Origin of the sequence: Phytoactinopolyspora endophytica, from assembly GCF_004138495.1 — a bacterium.
GTDB classification, from domain to species: domain Bacteria; phylum Actinomycetota; class Actinomycetes; order Jiangellales; family Jiangellaceae; genus Phytoactinopolyspora; species Phytoactinopolyspora endophytica.
The window spans coordinates 126,665-142,226 of record NZ_ML142850.1 but is presented as its reverse complement, the minus strand read 5'-3'; the positions used below and the strand labels follow the sequence as shown (position 1 = coordinate 142,226).

Sequence of the window (15,562 nt, the reverse complement as noted above, 5' to 3'; positions counted from 1 at the left end):
ACGCACGTGCAGGTCACTCCGGCGCGCTCAGACGCCTACGAGGATTGCAGCGGCAAGATCGGCGAGGCCAGCGGTGTGGTAGTCGAACGAGTCGGTGGCGAGGGGTGGGTCTCCGACGGGCCGTTGGACGTAGGCCGTGCGCAGGCCCAGTGCTTGTGCGCCCCGGAGGTCCCATGCGTGAGCGGCGACCATGAGTATGTGCTCGGGTGCACTGTCGCCGGCGATGTCGACAGCGAGCCGATAGACGTCAGGGGCGGGCTTGTAGCTTTGGGCGTCCTCCGCCGAGAGCAGGTAGTGCCATCGCATTCGGGTGTGGGCATTGAGACGGGTCAGCGTTTCTCGGCTCGCGTTGGACAGGCCTACAAGTGGGAAATGCGGTGCGAGTCTTTCGAGGGCTTCGATGGTGTCGGGCCAGGGATCGAGCCGCCGTTCGGCGGTGGCGAGCCTGTCGACGGCGACAGCGTCGGTGACGCCGCACGTTGTCGCCACGAGTTCAGCTGCTTCGCGGTCGACGACGTCGCTGTTGGCGTAGGGCCGGCGGCCGTCGAGCATCTTCCGTTGCTGATCCGCGACGTGCCGCTGCCACACCTCGACGAGGTCGTCGACGTGGCCGGCGCTGCCGGTCGGAACCATTTCGCGGATGCTGTTGTGGACTCCGGCGGGCTCGTTGACGAGAGTACCCAGGATGTCGAACACGACGAGCTCGATGTCAGTGTGCGGGGGCATGCTGCTCCTGCCTTCCTGCTTAGCTGTTGATCCGGTTGGATGGGTTGGCGACGTTCCAGTGTGCGGATAGTCGGCTCGGCTGTTCCTAGCCGCGAGCGAGCCATAGGCCGACGGCATCGGCGTAGGCCTGGGGGAGCTCCAGGGGCGCGATGTGTCCTGCCGTTTGAAGCACGTGCAGCGCCCAGTCAGGCCGGCGCCCGGTCACGTAGTCGATAACCGGACGCGTGATCAGAGGATCGTGCTCGCCCCACAGCAGGAGCACGGGCACATCGACGCCGTCGATGGCTTCCAGGGCGGGGCGGCGGTCGATGAACATCGCCGAGACGACCGATGCGAACGCCGTGGCCGCGGCGGCCATCTTCTCCGGCCTGCTCTGGAGCTCACGCAGCTGATCCGCCCAGAGCATCGGATTTTCGGGCGCCAGCCGCGACGGATCTCCGCCGCTGTATTCGGCTGCGCTGGTCGAGAGCTTCTCGGGATCGGTGACGTAACGCAGTTTGGCCTCGATCGTACGGCTGCCCCAGAACCGGACCGTTCCGCGAGCCATCGCCGGGCCTGCGCTGTCGGCCAGCCGGCCGAGCGTCTGCCACCCGAACCTTTCAGCCATGGTCAGAGGTCCAGGCAGTGTGGGGTTCATCAGCACGAGCCGTTCGACGTGCTGCGGTGCGAGATGCGCGAATCGTAGCGCCACGTGGCCGCCCATCGACCAACCGTGCACGACTGCCGGACCGAGGCGGAGCGTGCTGATCAGAGCGCGCAGGAACCGGGCGCTGGGTTCGGCGCGCGGGGCGGCCCAATGTGGTGATTCGGTGTGACCGAACAACGCACCGGGCAGGTCGGGGGCGATCACCGGCCCGTACGCGGTCAACGGCCGGATCACGTCGAGCCACATCGTGGCGCCGTTGGCCATGGGGTGGACCAGCAGCTGCGCGGGTGCTTCCGGTGGGACGTCGGCGCTCGCGTCCGCGGTGAGCATGTGGACGCTGGTGCCGGCCACGTCGACGGTGGTGCTGCGGATTCCGGCCCAACGCGTCGAACGTTCGCCCCAGTCCCGGTAGCGCATGTGCTCCGCCTCCGATCTCAGACGACACCCTATCGCGGCTCGGTAGCGTCGATCGCCTGCCGGCGAGCGCGATGGTTGGCGACGTTGACGCGGTTGCCACACAGGTCAGGCATGCAGTAACGGCGACGTCCAGCGCGGCTGGTGTCGACGAACATGCCGTGGCACGTCGGAGATGCGCAGTGCCGGAAACGATCGTGGCCGAGTGTGTGCAGCGCGCCGAGCAGCCCGGTTCCGATCAGGACGGCCAGCTCATCGGCGAGTGACGCGTGCGGCGCCGTGGCGACGTGCCACCCCCACCGGCCCTCGGTGCCGCGTCGTAGGACCGGGCCGACGCCCGTGCGAGTGACCAGTGCGTTGGCGCTCTCGACTGCTTGGTCCTCAGTGTTCGCTTCGAGGATGGACCGGATCTCCTGACGCAGGGCATGGACCTGGGAGAGATCCCTCTCGGTCGGCTGCGCGTCGTTCGGGAGGGCATCAGGTATGACCCGATGCTCCGTGAGGAAGTGCACCAGCGATGCCGCGTCAACAAGGACTTCGCCGGCGCCGCGCACCTCGGGTGACGTGTTGACCAGGTCGGTCGCCAAAACGGCACCAACGCCGTAATCGCTGAAATCAGTTTGCAAGCCTTACTCCATGCCGGTACGGTAACGGTTAAAGCTCAAGTATACCCATTACAAGGGAGGTTCGGATGAATGTAAGAGCGGCGGACGGGTCGTGGAAGCTCCAGCACCACGTCCAGGTATCCGGCGGCGAGGTTGCTACCGGCGTGTGGGGCGACGGGCCTCCCGTCGTGCTGACCCATGGCACGCCGGCATGGTCGTATCTGTGGCGCGGCGTCGTCCCGGTGCTGGCTCGTCGGTATCGAGTCTACGCGTGGGACCTCCTGGGTTTCGGCGGTTCTCGGCTCGGCCCCGGAGCCGTCCCATCGATCGCGGAGCAGAGCAGGACGCTGGCCGAGTTGATCGAGCATTGGGGCCTGAACGAGCCGAGCCTGGTCGGGCATGACATCGGGGGAGGGATAGTGGCCCGGGCACACCTGGTCGAGGGCGTGCCGGTCCGTCGCCTCGCGTTGCTGGACGCGGCCGTGCTCGGGCCGTGGAATACGCCGTTCACCGAGCACATGCAGCGTCACTCCGATGTCTACCGCACGATGCCCCAGCACATCTTCGACGACATCATCACCGCACGGCTGCAGACCGCCACCCATCAGCCGATGCCCGATGCCGTCGCGCGGGCGTACCACGCGCCGTGGGCGGGATCCGCCGGCCAACAGCGCTGGATCGACCAGGTCGCGGCTGTGAGCTTCGAGGACACCCGGGACGTCGTAGCTCGGCTCGACCAGATCTCAGCTCCCACGCTGGTGCTGTGGGGTGAGCAGGACGAGTGGCTTCCGCCCGCCACCGGCGAGCGCCTCGCCGGGTCGATCCCGGGCGCTCGCCTGGAGACGATCCGGGCGGCGGGGCATTTCGCACCCGAAGACAACCCCGACGACGTCGCGGACGCGTTGTCTACGTTCCTTGCGTAGACCGTTCGGCCCGGATCAAGCCGGGTCACGTCGTATATCTCGTACTTGACGAGCTACGTGAGGCGCACGTCCTGCCTGTTCAGTGGCTCGGCCGACGGCAGTCATAGCGACGACGGCAACCGTAGCGGAGACGTGTGCGTGCATGGGCGTTCGTGGGTCGGAATCCCCCTTCCGGGGGAGTGGGTTCACCCGCTGTCGTGATCCGCCCGGCGACGGCGACGGGCGACGCTGGGGTCATCGGTCAACCGAGGCCGATCAGCGCTCTTAGCGGTACGGAGCAGCGTGCTTCAGCAGATACGGAGCGGCCATGTCCGTCCTGACCACCGACCGGTCGGCCCATCGCGGCCGGACGAACGTCGATCCGCGTCGCCCAGGGACTGCCAGGCGGGATCAGCGCCCATGGCAGGCCGGCGTGCGCGCGCATCCGCGCGACGTACTGGCGATGTCCCGGCCTCGGTTCTGGGTTACCTCGGTCGTGGCCATTCAGCTCGGTTTCGTCCTCGAGACGCGACGGATCATCCCCAGGGGAGATGAGATCGTCACGATGGCCCATGCGGCTGTGGTGGCCGGGCCTCTGCTCTGGCTGGCCGTACTCGCGTTCAACGACGCGTGCGATCTGGACAGCGATCGGATCAACCCGCGGAAGGCCGGATCCCCGTTGGTGCAAGGACGCATCACGCCGCGGCAGGCGGTCTGGATCGGGACGGCGGCGAGCCTGCTGGCGGTGGTGGTCGCCATTCCGATGGGCGAGCTGTTCACGATCGGCGTCGCCGGCACGGTCGTTCTCGCGTGGGCCTACAGCATGCCCCCGCTGCGGTTGAAGGCGCGGGCGGGCGCCGACGTCGTCGTCAACGCCGCCGCCGTCGGCGTCGTTGGTCCGCTGGGCGGATGGGTCGCGGTGAGCGGAACAACCGGCGGGTTCCCCTGGCCGATCGCGTTGATCGGACTGATGGCCGCGGCCGCGCTGTACCTGCCGACGACCATGGCCGACCACGACGCCGACCGCGCCGCTGGAATCCGCACGACGGCAGTGGTGCTCGGCAGGCGTGCGACCTTCGAACTGGGGTTCGCGTTGTGGGCCGGCAGCGCGTCGGTCGCGCTGGTGTGTGCCGTGGCGGGCGTCGTCGTCGATCCGTCGCTCGTGCAGTTGCACCTGGTCATGGCCCCGGTCCTGCTCGTGCTGTACCGGGTGGCACTGAGAGAGAGGCCGTCGTTCACCGCGATCACGATCGTCGCGGGCGCGTACCTGATTCCGTGCGCCGCATTCGTGGTCACCTACGTCGACTCGATCTGATCCGTGATCATGAACAGAAACCGTGTATATAGCACGGTAAGTGTTCATGATCATGGGTCTCGCCGCCGTGAACATTGAGAGAATCGTCGCCATGGCCCTCCGCAGGATTTTTGCGCCGCTGGTGAGCGGGTCGACGTACCGGCGCGGCGTACATCTGCTGCTGGGCGGCGTCGTCGTGCTCCCCTATGTGATGGTGGGCTACGCGTTCATCCAGATGCGAAGCACCGGCGAGACCCCGCTGGTGGTCATGTTGCTGCTGCTGGCGGTGACAGGGGTCATCGCTTGCGCGCCGGCATTCCTGCGCGCGACGCGCACGCTGGAGGCTTATGCGGCACGCCTCCTGCTCGACGTGGATCTGCCCGACGTGGCTACGGACCGCCCAGCGCCCGAAGCACGGCTGCGCAGCGCGCTGTGGTTCGCCACGCATCTGGTCGCGGGCGGTGGGGTGGCAGTCGGCGTGCTCGTGGCCGTGCCGTTGGCGTTCGTCTTCATTTTCGCGCAGTTCGGTATCGGTGAAGAGACGCTGGAGGACTTTCGGCTGGGGCCACTGGACGGCGATGACACGCTGTGGCTGTCGTTGCTGGGAGTCGGGATGCTGGTCGGGCTCACCTACGCGGTGGCAGGGCTCGGAACGCTCGCGGCGATGATGGCGCCAGTCCTGCTCGGTCCGTCGCCCGATGAGCGGATCGCCGCGCTCGAAGCCGAGGCCGACCAGCTCGCCGAGCGAAACCGGCTGGCGCGCGAGCTACACGACTCGGTTGGACATGCACTGACCGTGACCACGCTGCAGGCCGCGGCCGCCAGCGAGTTGCTCGACTCCGACCCGGAGTTCGTCCGGCGCGCGCTGAGTGCCGTCGAGGAGACCGGGCGTGCCGCGATGGCCGATCTCGACCACGTTCTCGGGCTGTTGCGGGAGGACCGGCAGACAGACACGGCCCAGGCGCGGACGCTGGCGGATCTGGACCAGCTGCTCTCTGACGTGCGGACCGGAGGCGCCGAGGTGGCGGTCGACATGACGGGATCGGTGAGCAGAATACCGGCTGTGGTCTCCCGTGAGAGCTTCCGGATCGTGCAAGAGTGCCTGACCAACGCGGCCCGCCACGCCGTCGGCGCTCCGGTGTCGCTGCGGGTGGACATCGGCACCAGTGCCGTCGCGATCGAGGTGACGAACTCGGTCCACGGCGGACGGCCGGAGCCGCCCGTGGGCCGGGCGCGCGGCGGCCGGGGACTTGCCGGCATGCGTGAACGGGTAGGGCTGTTGGGTGGCCGGATGAGCGCCGGGCAGAATGACGGCATGTGGAAGGTCTCGGTCCGGCTGCCGCTCGGCGGCCGGCGTGGTCGGAGCTCGGCGTGACGATCAGCGTGATGATCGTCGACGACGAGGAGCTTGTACGGACCGGGTTGCGCGCCATCATCGACGCGCAACCGGACCTCGACGTGGTCGGCGAGGCGGCCGATGGTGCGGAGGTGGCGCCGCTGGTGCGCCGGCTCCGTCCGGACGTCGTCCTGATGGACGTCCGCATGCCCGCCATCGACGGGATTCAGGCCACTCGTCACCTGCTGGCCACCCTGGACGACCCGCCGGCCGTGCTGGTCGTGACGACGTTCGAGAACGACGACTACGTTTACGAGGCGCTGCGCTCCGGAGCCGGCGGCTTTCTGCTCAAGCGCGCCCGCCCCGCCGAGGTGGTGGAGGCGATCCGGGTGGTGGCACGGGGCGACTCGATCCTGTTCCCGGCTGCGTTGCAGCGCCTCGTCGTCACCCATGGCGGCAGCCGTACGGACGGAGATGAGCTGGGTGCCGCCGGTCTCACCGAACGCGAGGGTGAGGTGCTGCGGCTGATGGCCACCGGCTTGTCCAACGCCGAGATCGCCGAGCGCCTCGTCGTCGGGCACGAGACCGTCAAGACACACGTGGGCAACGTGCTGATGAAGCTCGGTGCCCGGGACCGCACGCAAGCCGTCATCGCGGCGTACGAGTCCGGGTTCGTCAGTCCGTCTCGCTGACCTCCGTTCGTTTTCTCTTCGTGCGGCCGCCGGCACGGCTGGCCCAGCGACGTCTCGCTCGTGGCCACACCACATGCCGGGCGAGCCAGGTCGCGTGGGCGTAACCGTGCCGGGCCCGGCGAAGGACAGGGTCCGGCGGAGGCGGGACGGCGGCTTCGCCCGGTGGGCACACGCCGTTCAGGCTGAGAGACTCGGCGACCCGCGAGGCGAGGTAGCGGTGTCCGCGGGGGTTCGGATGCAGCCGGTCGACGCTGAGCATGCCGAGCTGTACCGGCGTGCCTTCTGTACGTGTGTCGAGCAGCCAGCAGGAATGTCGCTCGCTCACCCTCTCGATGACCTCATTCACGCGGGCCGTTCGTGCGCGCACCGTGGCGTGCCTGCGGCGGGTCAGGGGCAGGCCGCCCGCGACGTCGTGCAGCGTGAAGGTGAGCACGCCGACGGTCGCGGCGTGGGTCAGAGCGGCGATCAAGGCGTCGTAGTCGTCTGCGAAGGCAGCTGGATCGAATCCGGGGGAGAGGACGTCGTTCGCTCCGATGGCGCAGATGACGACATCGGGAGCGTGGTCGATCGCCTGGGGCAGCTGACGACGTCGCGCGTGAGAGACGGTGGCTCCGATCCGGGCGAGGTTGGCATCGAGGGTAATCCCGGGCTGGTTCTCGACCAGATGGTGGACCCAGCCATGGAGTTGCCGAGGTCGGCCGGCTGCGCGAGGAGCCGGGTCTCCCACACCAGCGGAGAGGCTGTCTCCGCAGACGACGAGGCCGGAGATAGTCAGATTCATGACTAATCATAATAGTGACTGATCATGAAGATGACTAGTCTGGTTGCATGGCACTTCGACATGCGGTTCTCGCGGCTCTCGTGCACGGCGAAGCCAGCGGTTACGAACTGGCCAAACGGTTCGAGGCCGGTGTCGCGAACTTCTGGCATGCAAAGCCGCAGCAGGTCTATGCCGAGCTGACCAAGTTGCGTGAATCCGGCATGGTGCAGGCGCGTGAGGTCATCCAACAGTCCCGGCCCAACAAGAGGCTGTTCTCGCTCACCGAGGACGGAGCCGCGATGCTCGAGAAGTTCGCCGCGGCCCCGAAGGAGCTTCCCACCGGCCGGGATGACCTGATGGTGGCCGTGCAGGCGGTCGACCTCGTCGATCCGGCGCCGGTTCTGGAGAACGTGGAGCGCTGTGCGGAGCTCGCACGGCAGAAGCTCGCCGCGTTCGAGGAGTTGGAGCAGCAGATCCTCGGTGGGAGGGACGAAGCGACGTTCATCAGGACCACTCATCATCTGGGGCCGTATCTGACGGTCCAGCGCGGAATCCGCTTTCAACGCGACACCGTGGAATGGTGCGCGTGGGTGGCGGAGGTACTGCGGTCCCGGCCCGAAGGCCGCGGTAGGCGGAACCAGTGACGTCGGCCGTTACCGCGTTCCGCTCTCGGGTATCGGTGCCTGTGAGATGACCGACGTGGAGGAGGAGAGATCACGATGGCCGAGAAGTCTGTCGATGTTGAGGTGCCCATTACGACCGCCTACAACCAATGGACGCAGTTCGAGGACTTTCCGGAGTTCATGGCCGACGTGGAGTCGGTGACCCAGGTCGACGACCGCCATCTGCACTGGGTCGTGGACGTGGGCGGCATGAGGCGCTCGTTCGACGCGGAGATCACTGAGCAGCACCCCGAGGAGCGCATCGCCTGGCGATCCACCGGTGGTACGGAGCAGGCGGGCGTGGTGACGTTCCACAAGCTCGACGACAACACGACCAGGGTGACGTTGCAGATGGAAATGGACCCGGAAGGCATGGCAGAGACGGTCGGGGAGAAGGCTGGACTCGTGTCGAGGGCCGTCGGGCGGGATATCAAGAACTTCAAGGAGTTCATCGAATCGCGCGGCGTCGAGACAGGCAGCTGGCGCGGTGACATCCCCAGGGAAGGGTAGGCACACGACGCCGAGGGCAGAACCGCGGGAGCGCTCGTACGCGGAGCCGCTCCCGCGGACCTTCCGTACGCCGGATCACCCGGTTGTGCCGGGGGACGACGTCACAGGTTGATCGAGACCTCGGCGTCGCCGCGGAGATCCTGGACCAGCGCCTGGGCGACCTCCGACTCTTTGTCCGCCTTCGCCTGCTCCTCGAGCTGAGGCTTCACTTCGTCGAAGGGCGGCAGCTCCTGCGCCTCTTCGCCCATCTGCTCCTGCTGCGCCTCGGCTTCGTCGTACAGCTCCTGCAGCTCCTCCTCAGTGGGGTCGGTATCGCCGGCCTCGTCGGCGATCAGCTGATCCACCCGCACCTGCACCTCGAGCTCGGCCCTGACCTCTTCTTCGCCCATGCCCTGCTCTTCGAGCGCTGCCATGAAGTCCTCGCCGGACTCAAGGCCGTTCTGCGCCGCGAGCTCGTTCATCGTCTCGTCGATGTCTTCCTGAGAAGCGTCGAAGCCACGATCGTCGGCTTCTTGAACCAGCAGCTCGTTATTGACCATGTTCTCGGCCGTCTGCTCTTTCAGCTGCTCTTCGTCGACATCTTCGCCGGTGGTCTGCGCTTGCATAGCGAGCTGTTGGAATTGGCCTTCATAAACGGAAACGAAATCTTCTTTAAGAATCTCGCTCCCATTGACGACGGCCACGACGTCGGGGATGCTTTCCAGGTCCGGAGCCTGGGGTGCGCCTTCCTGCTCAGAACTCTCGTCGCCGCCGGCATTCTCTTCGTCTGCGTCGTCCCCGCCGCACGCCGTTATGGCAAACAGGGAGACTGCCACGCTGACGCCGAGGAAGATCTTCTTATTCACAAAAGGGGCCTTTCCTGACGCGGTTTGTCACCCCGGCCACGCTAACACAGCGACTTCGAGAGTTGCCATGTTGCGTCATAAGAAACTCTCCATCCGGTAGGTATCGTGAAATGGTTGGTTTTTTCATTCGCGGCAGGGTGGGCTTTTCCCTCCGTGGCGGTGGGGCAACGTGCGTGTAGTGCTCGGCGGTGCGCTTGATCGGCCCCGACGCCGCGGCGCTGGACACCTTGCGCCAGATCGCCGGTACAGTGCCTGCCGTGCACGTCTTCTCCTGCTGACCTGCCCGCCATGCCAAACCTGACCTGGGAACACGTGATGGATGATCTGACTCCGGACCCGCAGCTGTACAACGTCCCGTTTCGCGCCGACGAATACCGCGGCATGCCGTATCGCTATGTCGGTGCCAGTGGCCTGCGCGCATCGGCGATCGGGTTGGGCACGTGGAAGTTCGGCTATCCCGGCACCGGCGACGGCGCACGCGTCGGGGAGGAGGACGCGCTGGCACTGCTCGATCGCGCTGCCGAGCTCGGCGTGACCCTCTGGGATACCGCGAACCGCTACAACGCGGCTTCGGGAAACTCAGAACGCGTCATCGGCCAGTGGCTTGCGCGGCATCCGGGCCGGCGTCGTGACGTCGTGTTGGCGACCAAGACGTTCGGCGGGATGGATGGGACCACCCCGAACCATTCCGGGCTTTCCCGGTTGCAGATCATCCAGTCGGTGAAGGCGTCGTTGGCGCGGATGCAGACCGACTACATCGATCTGTTGTGGTTTCACGGCTTCGATGATCATGTCCCCGTGGCCGAGAGTCTGGAGACAGTGGAGGACCTGATCAGTCAGGGGCTGGTGAACTATCTCGCCGTCTCCAACGTCGAACATGGCCAGCTGAGTGCGTATCTGGACGTTGCCGGCACGCTGTCTCGGCGGGTGCGGCCGGTCGCCGTGCAGAACCGTTACGATCCGCTCAACGGGGAGACGAGGCCGGGGGTACTCGAGCTGAGTGCCGGGGAGGGGATCGCGTTCGTCCCGTATTCGCCGCTCGCACAGGGGCTTCTGACCGATCGCTACCTCGACCCGGCCGCCGCGGGGCCCGGCGACCGGCTGTATGACGAAGGACTCCTGGACGGGGTGGCTACCGCGGAGAACCTGAAGAAGGTGCGTCGGCTGGCCGAGCTCGCCCGCCTGTGGCGGGTGCCGATCAGCACGATGGTGCTGGCGTACATCCTCACCCTTCCTGGCATGGGGCCACAGATCCCGTCCAGCTCGACGATCGACCAGCTGGAAGCCAACACGCGAGCCGGGACCACCGCTTTGACACGCGATCAGACCGACGCCGTGCACGACGTCTTCACCGGATGAACGCTGCGCATGGGCCCGCCGCGACCCGGGCTGACACGGGCCCGCTATGCGTTGCTCGCGCCGGCCGCATCCGCCAGGTAGGGGCGGAGCTGCTCCAGCGCGTGCGGGATTGACAGGGGAGTGGGGGCGTTCAGCCCGGCGACCGTGGGGTAGTCGAGGACCGCGACCGTGCCCGGAAGCTGGTCGAAGCCCGAGATGTCGGCGAGGTCGCTCTCGTCGCCGCCGTTGACCAGGAAGGTCACCAGATCGGCCTCGAGCAGGTCCGCTCGCTCGGTGCTGACGTTCACCCGTGGCTCCCCGGTCGTCTCGCCTTCGCTGCGCACAGGCGGGAACATGTCCATGCCGAGCTGCTCGAAGAAGACGGTCGAACCGTCCTCCTCGTCAGCCACGATGTACATCGTGTCCCCGACGACGTACTGCGCCAGGGCGAACGTCTTGCCCTCGAGACCGGGCAGCTCCTCGGCCGTCGCGGAGACCTGATCGTCGACGGAGCTGATGACCTCCTCGGCGCCTCCGGGATCGGCGAGGACCTCGCCGGCGACGTGGGCGATGTCCTGCCACGGCGTGACCTCACGATCGTCGAGGAGGGGGATGGTGGGCGCGATGCCGGACAGCTGCTCGTAGATTCGCTCGTCGGTGATCGAGTGCGCGCCGACGATGAGGTCGGGCTGGAGCGAGGCGATCTGCTCGACGGGGAGCCCGTCGGTGAGGGAGAGCCCTTCCGCGTCGGCCGGTAGGTCCTGCCATGGCACGCGGGACTCGGGCATGTACTGGTCGACCGTGTAGCCCACGGGTTCGATCCCCATGGCGAGCATGGTGTCGGTCCATTGCTGGTCGATGGTGACGATCCGCTCCGGCACCTGGTCGATCTCGGTGCTGCCGTAGATATGCTCGATGGTGACCGGCTCGTCGAGAGTCCCGGACTCGGTCTCCGATGCGGTGTTCGAAGTCCCGCCGCCGTCGGTTTCCGACGCTTCGCTGGAACCGGCATCGTCATCGGAGGAACCGCATGCGGTGAGTCCCACGACGGCCGACGCGGTGACGAGAGGAACGACGACGGCACGAATGCTTCGAATCTTGGTCATAAGGTTAGACTAACCTAAGCAATACGTGGCGCCTGCTTGGGGCGTCCGGCCGGGCCGGATTCGTGCTGCGGTGCCGATCATCAGAGCTGGGTGACGGGCGGGGCCCGATGGCTGGTCTCGGCGACGACGAGGCCACTCTTGACGGCTTCGACAGCGACGCGTCGGCCGCGACCCCGCGTGACGAGGGCAGTAGCCGATCGGAGTAGCCGGCTGCCCGCGATCAGCGCTGCCGCGGCGACCGGCGCCAGCAGAATCACGGCGCGAAACAGCAACACGGCCGGCAGGGCCTCACTGACGGTTGCACCAGCGACGACGAGCGCTGCGACCAGCGCTGTCTCCGCGGATCCGATTCCCGCAGGCGTGGGCGTGGTCGCCGACAGGGCTGTCCCCGTCAGGTAGGCGGCGATACTGGCGGTAGCCGTCACCGGTACGCCCAAGACCGCCGTCGCCGCTGCAAAACCGATGGCCAGGCACGTCACGGCCACGAGCTGAGCGGCGACGGCGGCCACCGCTATCGCCGGATGGGCACGAGCCTGCGCGAGGACGTCGTGGATCACCGACGCTGCGTGGCGGAGGCGATTCCGAGCCGCCCGCCCGCGCGCAGTCCGGGAGAGGGGCACGGGTGGCCTGGATGTACGGCCAGACGTTCGCCATCGGACTGAGAGGGCCATGGCCGCCGTGCCGCGACGTCTGGACACCACGATTGCCGCCGTGATCACCGCACAGGTCACCAGGACGACGAGGGCTACCGCCGACGCACCACCGCGTAGCCACGCCACACCGAACAGGAATCCAGCGGCGTGCGCGAGACCGCCGGCGGCGGCCCACAAAGCGACCATGCCAACCGCTGAGGCGGTGGACGCGCCACCTCGGCGTAGTGCGGCGAGGAAGACGCCGGCGGCTCCCGCACCTGCTGGTACGACCCTGTTGGCCACGGTTCCGCCGATGTGTGCGGCGATTGTGTCCGCCCAGGTCAGGTGACCTGCCGCGACGATCCTCTTGCCGGTGACGAATGCGGACGTCGCGAGCAGCCAGCACGCCGTCACCAGCAGCGGCGCCGCGGGATTCTGGCGCATGGCCTCCTTGAGCCGGGGCGCCGCGGCCGGGAGTACAGTCACGCTGGCCACGATGAGCAGAGCGGCCAACGCCAGGGGAATGGCGACGTGGCGCCAGGACCCGCCGCGGGTACCTATGCCCCGCCGAGCTCGAGAGGCAGCGCTGTCGATCGCCACATCGGCATGATGCCCGGTCTATTCCGTACGCATGCTGATCTGTAGGTATACAGCAGATGTCGACATGGCACGCGACTGGCTCCGATCGGCGAGGGCGGCGACGCCGGGCAGTTCCGGGCGCTCGATCAGGGATGCCCGGTCTAATGAGCTTCTCGCCAATCTGGGCGCAGGCTGGTTCGATGTGCATATGGCGGCATCGATTGATGAGTTCCTCGAGATGATCGACCGGCTTCCCGACGTGCGACGTCTGGCGTCGGCGAACTACACCACGTTCAAGGTTCACGACAAGAGCTTCGGCTTTCTGTGGGAGGCGACGCAGACGGTCGGGCTGAAGCAGCCCTTGGCGGAACAACTCGCTCTGGTCGCAGAACGTCCGGAGGTGTTCGAGATCCAGTTCACGGCCGGACAGTTCGGGTGGGTCGTGGTCCATCTTGACGGCATCGAGCTCGACGAGCTGGCAGAGCTGGTCTTCGAGGCGTGGCGGCTCACAGCTCCGGAGGCCCTGGTCGAGTCGCACGGCGAACGCCTGCCCATATAGCGAGCGCGCCGCGTGTGGTTCAGCGGGCCACTAATTCCTGCGTGGCTCGTGTGAGCGGGTACCCCGTTGTGTGTGCTGGATCACCGAATCCGAGGACGTGGGCGCCGTATGGTCTGCGGCGGAACACGGGTTGACGAGTAATAAGGAGGTTCGGTGATGGAAAACGCACAAGCAGCATCCAGTACCGTCAGCTTGCCGACTCGCGTGGCCGCCGGTATCGCTGGTGGCCTTGTGGGCGGCGTAGGGTTCGGCATCTTGATGCAGGCGATGGGCATGTTGCCCATGGTCGCGGATCTGATCGGCAGTGATTCGACCGGCGTGGGGTGGCTCGTCCACCTATTCAACTCCGCGCTGTTCGGCGCGATCTTCGTGTTGCTGTTCTTCAGGTGGATCGGAGACCTCGGTCCGGCAGCAGTGCTCGGACTGATCTACGGTGCCGCGTGGTGGTTGATCGGCGCGTTGTGGATCATGCCGGCGTGGCTCGGCATGAGCGAGATGATCTTTGAGATCGGTGACGCTCAGTGGCAGAGCTTTGTCGGGCATCTGTTCTACGGCCTGCTGCTCGCCGTGACGTACCTGCTGATCGTGCCTCGCATGGAGCGGCGCTGACGATCCGGAAGACTCGCCTCATGGACATGCTGCAACAGGGCGGTGAATCAGGCCGCGCAGTGTCGTATTGTCTGGCTAAGGGGATCGATGCCCTTGACAAGCAGCCATGGGGCGAGCGTCCGCCGCCGTGGGCGCCCGGCCGGCGCGAGGAGACGACCGAAATGGAACGGGCAGCCGAGCTGGACAAGACCTGGTGCTTGACCGAGGTGGACATCTTCTGTGACCTGTCGGATCAGGAGATGCAGGTCATCGCGGACAACGCCCCGATGCGGACGTACACGGCCGGTGAGGTCCTGTTCTCCCCGCATAGCCCGGTGGAGACGTTGTTCATCCTGAAGCGCGGTCGCATACGCGTGTTTCGAGTATCGGAGGACGGCCGGGCGTTGACCACGGCCATCATCACCCCGGGCACGATCTTTGGTGAGATGGTGCTGCTTGGCCAGTCGATGTACGACAATTTCGCCGAGGCGATCGACGAGTCCGTCGTGTGCGTGATGAGCAAGGCGGACGTTCACAAGTTCTTGATGGCCGATCAGCGCATCGCCAGCAGGATCGCCGCGACCCTCGGTCAGCGACTGGCGGAGATGGAACGACGGCTGACCGAGAGCGTGTTCAAGAGCGTCCCGCAGCGCGTCGCCTCCACCCTGCACACGTTGGCACAGGACAGCCCACGTTCCGGGGTATTGACTCGGGGTCAGCAGATCACGCTGACTCACGAGCAGTTGGCCGCCCTGGTCGGGACCTCCCGCGAAACAGCTACCAAAGTGCTGGGCGAGTTCGCCGAACAGGGTCTGTTGCGCCTGGCCCGCGGGCGTATCACCGTGCTCGACGCCGCGGCCCTGGAGGCTGAAGCGGGCGAGTAAGGGTGCCGAGGACGAGCGCACACGCTCGGCTGCCCCGGTGTCCGGGTGCGGGCACTAGCTGTCGAGAGCCGGCGGCGATTGTACGGCGGGCGTGGCCGGTGGCTGGAGGATGTCGCAGTACCCGTCGCACTCGGAAGGATCGAGCTGCCTGGTGCGCTGGGCCAGTTCCTGGAGCCGGGCCCGGGTCTGCTCGAGCTCGACGATACGGTGTGCGACTTCGGCGAGCCGCTGCTCGATGAGCTCGCCCACGTGCTCGCATGGCGGCCGGCCACCGTCGCGGATCTCGAGGATCTGACGGATCTGGCGAAGCGCGAGGCCGGCGGTCTGGGCGTCGTGGATGAAACTCACCCGGCTCACGGCCTCGGGGGAGTAGTCGCGGTAACCGGATGGTGTCCGGCCGGGCTCCGGGATCAAACCCTCGTCTTCGTAGAACCGCAACGTCTTCGCCGTGGTTCCGGCCCGGCGTGCCAGTTCCCCGATCAGC

18 protein-coding genes are annotated in these 15,562 nt (G+C 66.9%); 10 read left to right on the top strand and 8 right to left on the bottom strand.

Annotated features, from left to right (window positions below):
* Positions 1-27: 27 nt before the first annotated feature.
* The 3 genes from ELR45_RS04000 to ELR45_RS03990 all read right to left on the bottom strand — a co-directional run bounded on the left by ELR45_RS04000 (position 28) and on the right by ELR45_RS03990 (position 2,412).
* Positions 28-726, bottom strand: a complete 699-nt coding sequence (locus ELR45_RS04000) for a haloacid dehalogenase type II (protein WP_129663660.1) — start codon at positions 724-726, stop codon at positions 28-30.
* Positions 727-811: 85 nt separating this feature from the next.
* Positions 812-1,789 (bottom strand): alpha/beta fold hydrolase, encoded by a 978-nt coding sequence (locus ELR45_RS03995; RefSeq protein ID WP_129663658.1) that lies wholly within the window; start codon positions 1,787-1,789, stop codon positions 812-814.
* Positions 1,790-1,818: 29 nt separating this feature from the next.
* Positions 1,819-2,412 carry a CGNR zinc finger domain-containing protein gene (locus ELR45_RS03990; RefSeq protein WP_129663657.1) on the bottom strand — a complete coding sequence of 198 codons (594 nt, stop codon included), beginning with the start codon at positions 2,410-2,412 and terminating at the stop codon, positions 1,819-1,821.
* 65 nt (positions 2,413-2,477) lie between these two features.
* On the opposite strand from ELR45_RS03990, the gene ELR45_RS03985 reads away from it, so the two are divergent.
* From ELR45_RS03985 to ELR45_RS03970, 4 genes are all read left to right on the top strand, one after another.
* Positions 2,478-3,314, top strand: coding sequence for an alpha/beta fold hydrolase (locus ELR45_RS03985; protein WP_129663655.1), 837 nt, complete (start codon positions 2,478-2,480; stop codon positions 3,312-3,314).
* Between the two features lie 307 nt (positions 3,315-3,621).
* Complete coding sequence (locus ELR45_RS03980; protein WP_129663653.1) at positions 3,622-4,608, top strand: UbiA prenyltransferase family protein; 987 nt, start codon at positions 3,622-3,624, stop codon at positions 4,606-4,608.
* Positions 4,609-4,675: 67 nt separating this feature from the next.
* Complete coding sequence (locus ELR45_RS03975) at positions 4,676-5,962, top strand: sensor histidine kinase (protein ID WP_240759151.1); 1,287 nt, start codon at positions 4,676-4,678, stop codon at positions 5,960-5,962.
* Positions 5,963-5,973: 11 nt separating this feature from the next.
* On the top strand, positions 5,974-6,615 hold the full coding sequence (locus ELR45_RS03970; protein WP_420813818.1) for a response regulator: 642 nt from the start codon (positions 5,974-5,976) through the stop codon (positions 6,613-6,615).
* Here ELR45_RS03970 and ELR45_RS03965 read toward each other — a convergent pair.
* Positions 6,599-7,396 (bottom strand): SGNH/GDSL hydrolase family protein, encoded by a 798-nt coding sequence (locus tag ELR45_RS03965; protein ID WP_129663649.1) that lies wholly within the window; start codon positions 7,394-7,396, stop codon positions 6,599-6,601. The genes ELR45_RS03970 and ELR45_RS03965 overlap by 17 nt on opposite strands.
* Before the next feature lie 47 nt (positions 7,397-7,443).
* On the opposite strand from ELR45_RS03965, the gene ELR45_RS03960 reads away from it, so the two are divergent.
* Both ELR45_RS03960 and ELR45_RS03955 read left to right on the top strand, forming a co-directional pair.
* Entirely contained in the window at positions 7,444-8,019 is a 576-nt protein-coding gene (locus ELR45_RS03960; RefSeq protein WP_129663647.1) for a PadR family transcriptional regulator, read from the top strand.
* Positions 8,020-8,088: 69 nt separating this feature from the next.
* On the top strand, positions 8,089-8,547 hold the full coding sequence (locus tag ELR45_RS03955; protein WP_129663645.1) for an SRPBCC family protein: 459 nt from the start codon (positions 8,089-8,091) through the stop codon (positions 8,545-8,547).
* 101 nt (positions 8,548-8,648) lie between these two features.
* Here ELR45_RS03955 and ELR45_RS03950 read toward each other — a convergent pair whose 3' ends face one another.
* Complete coding sequence (locus tag ELR45_RS03950) at positions 8,649-9,392, bottom strand: SurA N-terminal domain-containing protein (protein ID WP_129663643.1); 744 nt, start codon at positions 9,390-9,392, stop codon at positions 8,649-8,651.
* 288 nt (positions 9,393-9,680) lie between these two features.
* On the opposite strand from ELR45_RS03950, the gene ELR45_RS03945 reads away from it, so the two are divergent.
* On the top strand, positions 9,681-10,751 hold the full coding sequence (locus ELR45_RS03945; RefSeq protein WP_205855862.1) for an aldo/keto reductase: 1,071 nt from the start codon (positions 9,681-9,683) through the stop codon (positions 10,749-10,751).
* Positions 10,752-10,795: 44 nt separating this feature from the next.
* On the opposite strand, the gene ELR45_RS03940 is transcribed toward ELR45_RS03945, so the two are convergent.
* A complete protein-coding gene (locus tag ELR45_RS03940; protein WP_129663641.1) occupies positions 10,796-11,836 on the bottom strand; it encodes an ABC transporter substrate-binding protein in 1,041 nt (346 codons plus the stop codon).
* 80 nt (positions 11,837-11,916) lie between these two features.
* The gene (locus tag ELR45_RS03935; RefSeq protein WP_129663639.1) at positions 11,917-13,068 is read right to left on the bottom strand and encodes a lysylphosphatidylglycerol synthase domain-containing protein; all 1,152 of its coding nucleotides are present in this window, start codon (positions 13,066-13,068) and stop codon (positions 11,917-11,919) included.
* 217 nt (positions 13,069-13,285) lie between these two features.
* Here ELR45_RS03935 and ELR45_RS03930 point away from each other — a divergent pair, with 217 nt between their 5' ends.
* The 3 genes from ELR45_RS03930 to ELR45_RS03920 all read left to right on the top strand — a co-directional run bounded on the left by ELR45_RS03930 (position 13,286) and on the right by ELR45_RS03920 (position 15,078).
* Positions 13,286-13,606 (top strand): MmcQ/YjbR family DNA-binding protein, encoded by a 321-nt coding sequence (locus ELR45_RS03930; protein ID WP_420813817.1) that lies wholly within the window; start codon positions 13,286-13,288, stop codon positions 13,604-13,606.
* Positions 13,607-13,762: 156 nt separating this feature from the next.
* Complete coding sequence (locus tag ELR45_RS03925) at positions 13,763-14,215, top strand: hypothetical protein (protein WP_129663637.1); 453 nt, start codon at positions 13,763-13,765, stop codon at positions 14,213-14,215.
* A 20-nt stretch (positions 14,216-14,235) separates the two neighbouring features.
* Positions 14,236-15,078, top strand: coding sequence for a Crp/Fnr family transcriptional regulator (locus ELR45_RS03920; RefSeq protein WP_205855859.1), 843 nt, complete (start codon positions 14,236-14,238; stop codon positions 15,076-15,078).
* 54 nt (positions 15,079-15,132) lie between these two features.
* Here ELR45_RS03920 and ELR45_RS03915 read toward each other — a convergent pair whose 3' ends face one another.
* Positions 15,133-15,561, bottom strand: a complete 429-nt coding sequence (locus ELR45_RS03915) for a heavy metal-responsive transcriptional regulator (RefSeq protein WP_129664198.1) — start codon at positions 15,559-15,561, stop codon at positions 15,133-15,135.
* Position 15,562 lies beyond the last annotated feature (1 nt).

What these genes read in the sequence shown, in the direction of transcription:
- ELR45_RS03980 (WP_129663653.1), top strand. Translation starts at nt 3,622, where the DNA reads ATGTCCGTCCTGACCACCGACCGGTCGGCCCATCGCGGCCGGACGAAC.
- ELR45_RS03970 (WP_420813818.1), top strand. Translation starts at nt 5,974, where the DNA reads ATGATCGTCGACGACGAGGAGCTTGTACGGACCGGGTTGCGCGCCATC.
- ELR45_RS03960 (WP_129663647.1), top strand. Translation starts at nt 7,444, where the DNA reads ATGGCACTTCGACATGCGGTTCTCGCGGCTCTCGTGCACGGCGAAGCC.
- ELR45_RS03925 (WP_129663637.1), top strand. Translation starts at nt 13,763, where the DNA reads ATGGAAAACGCACAAGCAGCATCCAGTACCGTCAGCTTGCCGACTCGC.
- ELR45_RS03920 (WP_205855859.1), top strand. Translation starts at nt 14,236, where the DNA reads ATGGACATGCTGCAACAGGGCGGTGAATCAGGCCGCGCAGTGTCGTAT.
- ELR45_RS03985 (WP_129663655.1), top strand. Translation starts at nt 2,478, where the DNA reads ATGAATGTAAGAGCGGCGGACGGGTCGTGGAAGCTCCAGCACCACGTC.
- ELR45_RS03965 (WP_129663649.1), bottom strand. Translation starts at nt 7,396, where the DNA reads ATGAATCTGACTATCTCCGGCCTCGTCGTCTGCGGAGACAGCCTCTCC.
- ELR45_RS03995 (WP_129663658.1), bottom strand. Translation starts at nt 1,789, where the DNA reads ATGCGCTACCGGGACTGGGGCGAACGTTCGACGCGTTGGGCCGGAATC.
- ELR45_RS03930 (WP_420813817.1), top strand. Translation starts at nt 13,286, where the DNA reads ATGATCGACCGGCTTCCCGACGTGCGACGTCTGGCGTCGGCGAACTAC.
- ELR45_RS04000 (WP_129663660.1), bottom strand. Translation starts at nt 726, where the DNA reads ATGCCCCCGCACACTGACATCGAGCTCGTCGTGTTCGACATCCTGGGT.
- ELR45_RS03945 (WP_205855862.1), top strand. Translation starts at nt 9,681, where the DNA reads ATGCCAAACCTGACCTGGGAACACGTGATGGATGATCTGACTCCGGAC.
- ELR45_RS03940 (WP_129663641.1), bottom strand. Translation starts at nt 11,836, where the DNA reads ATGACCAAGATTCGAAGCATTCGTGCCGTCGTCGTTCCTCTCGTCACC.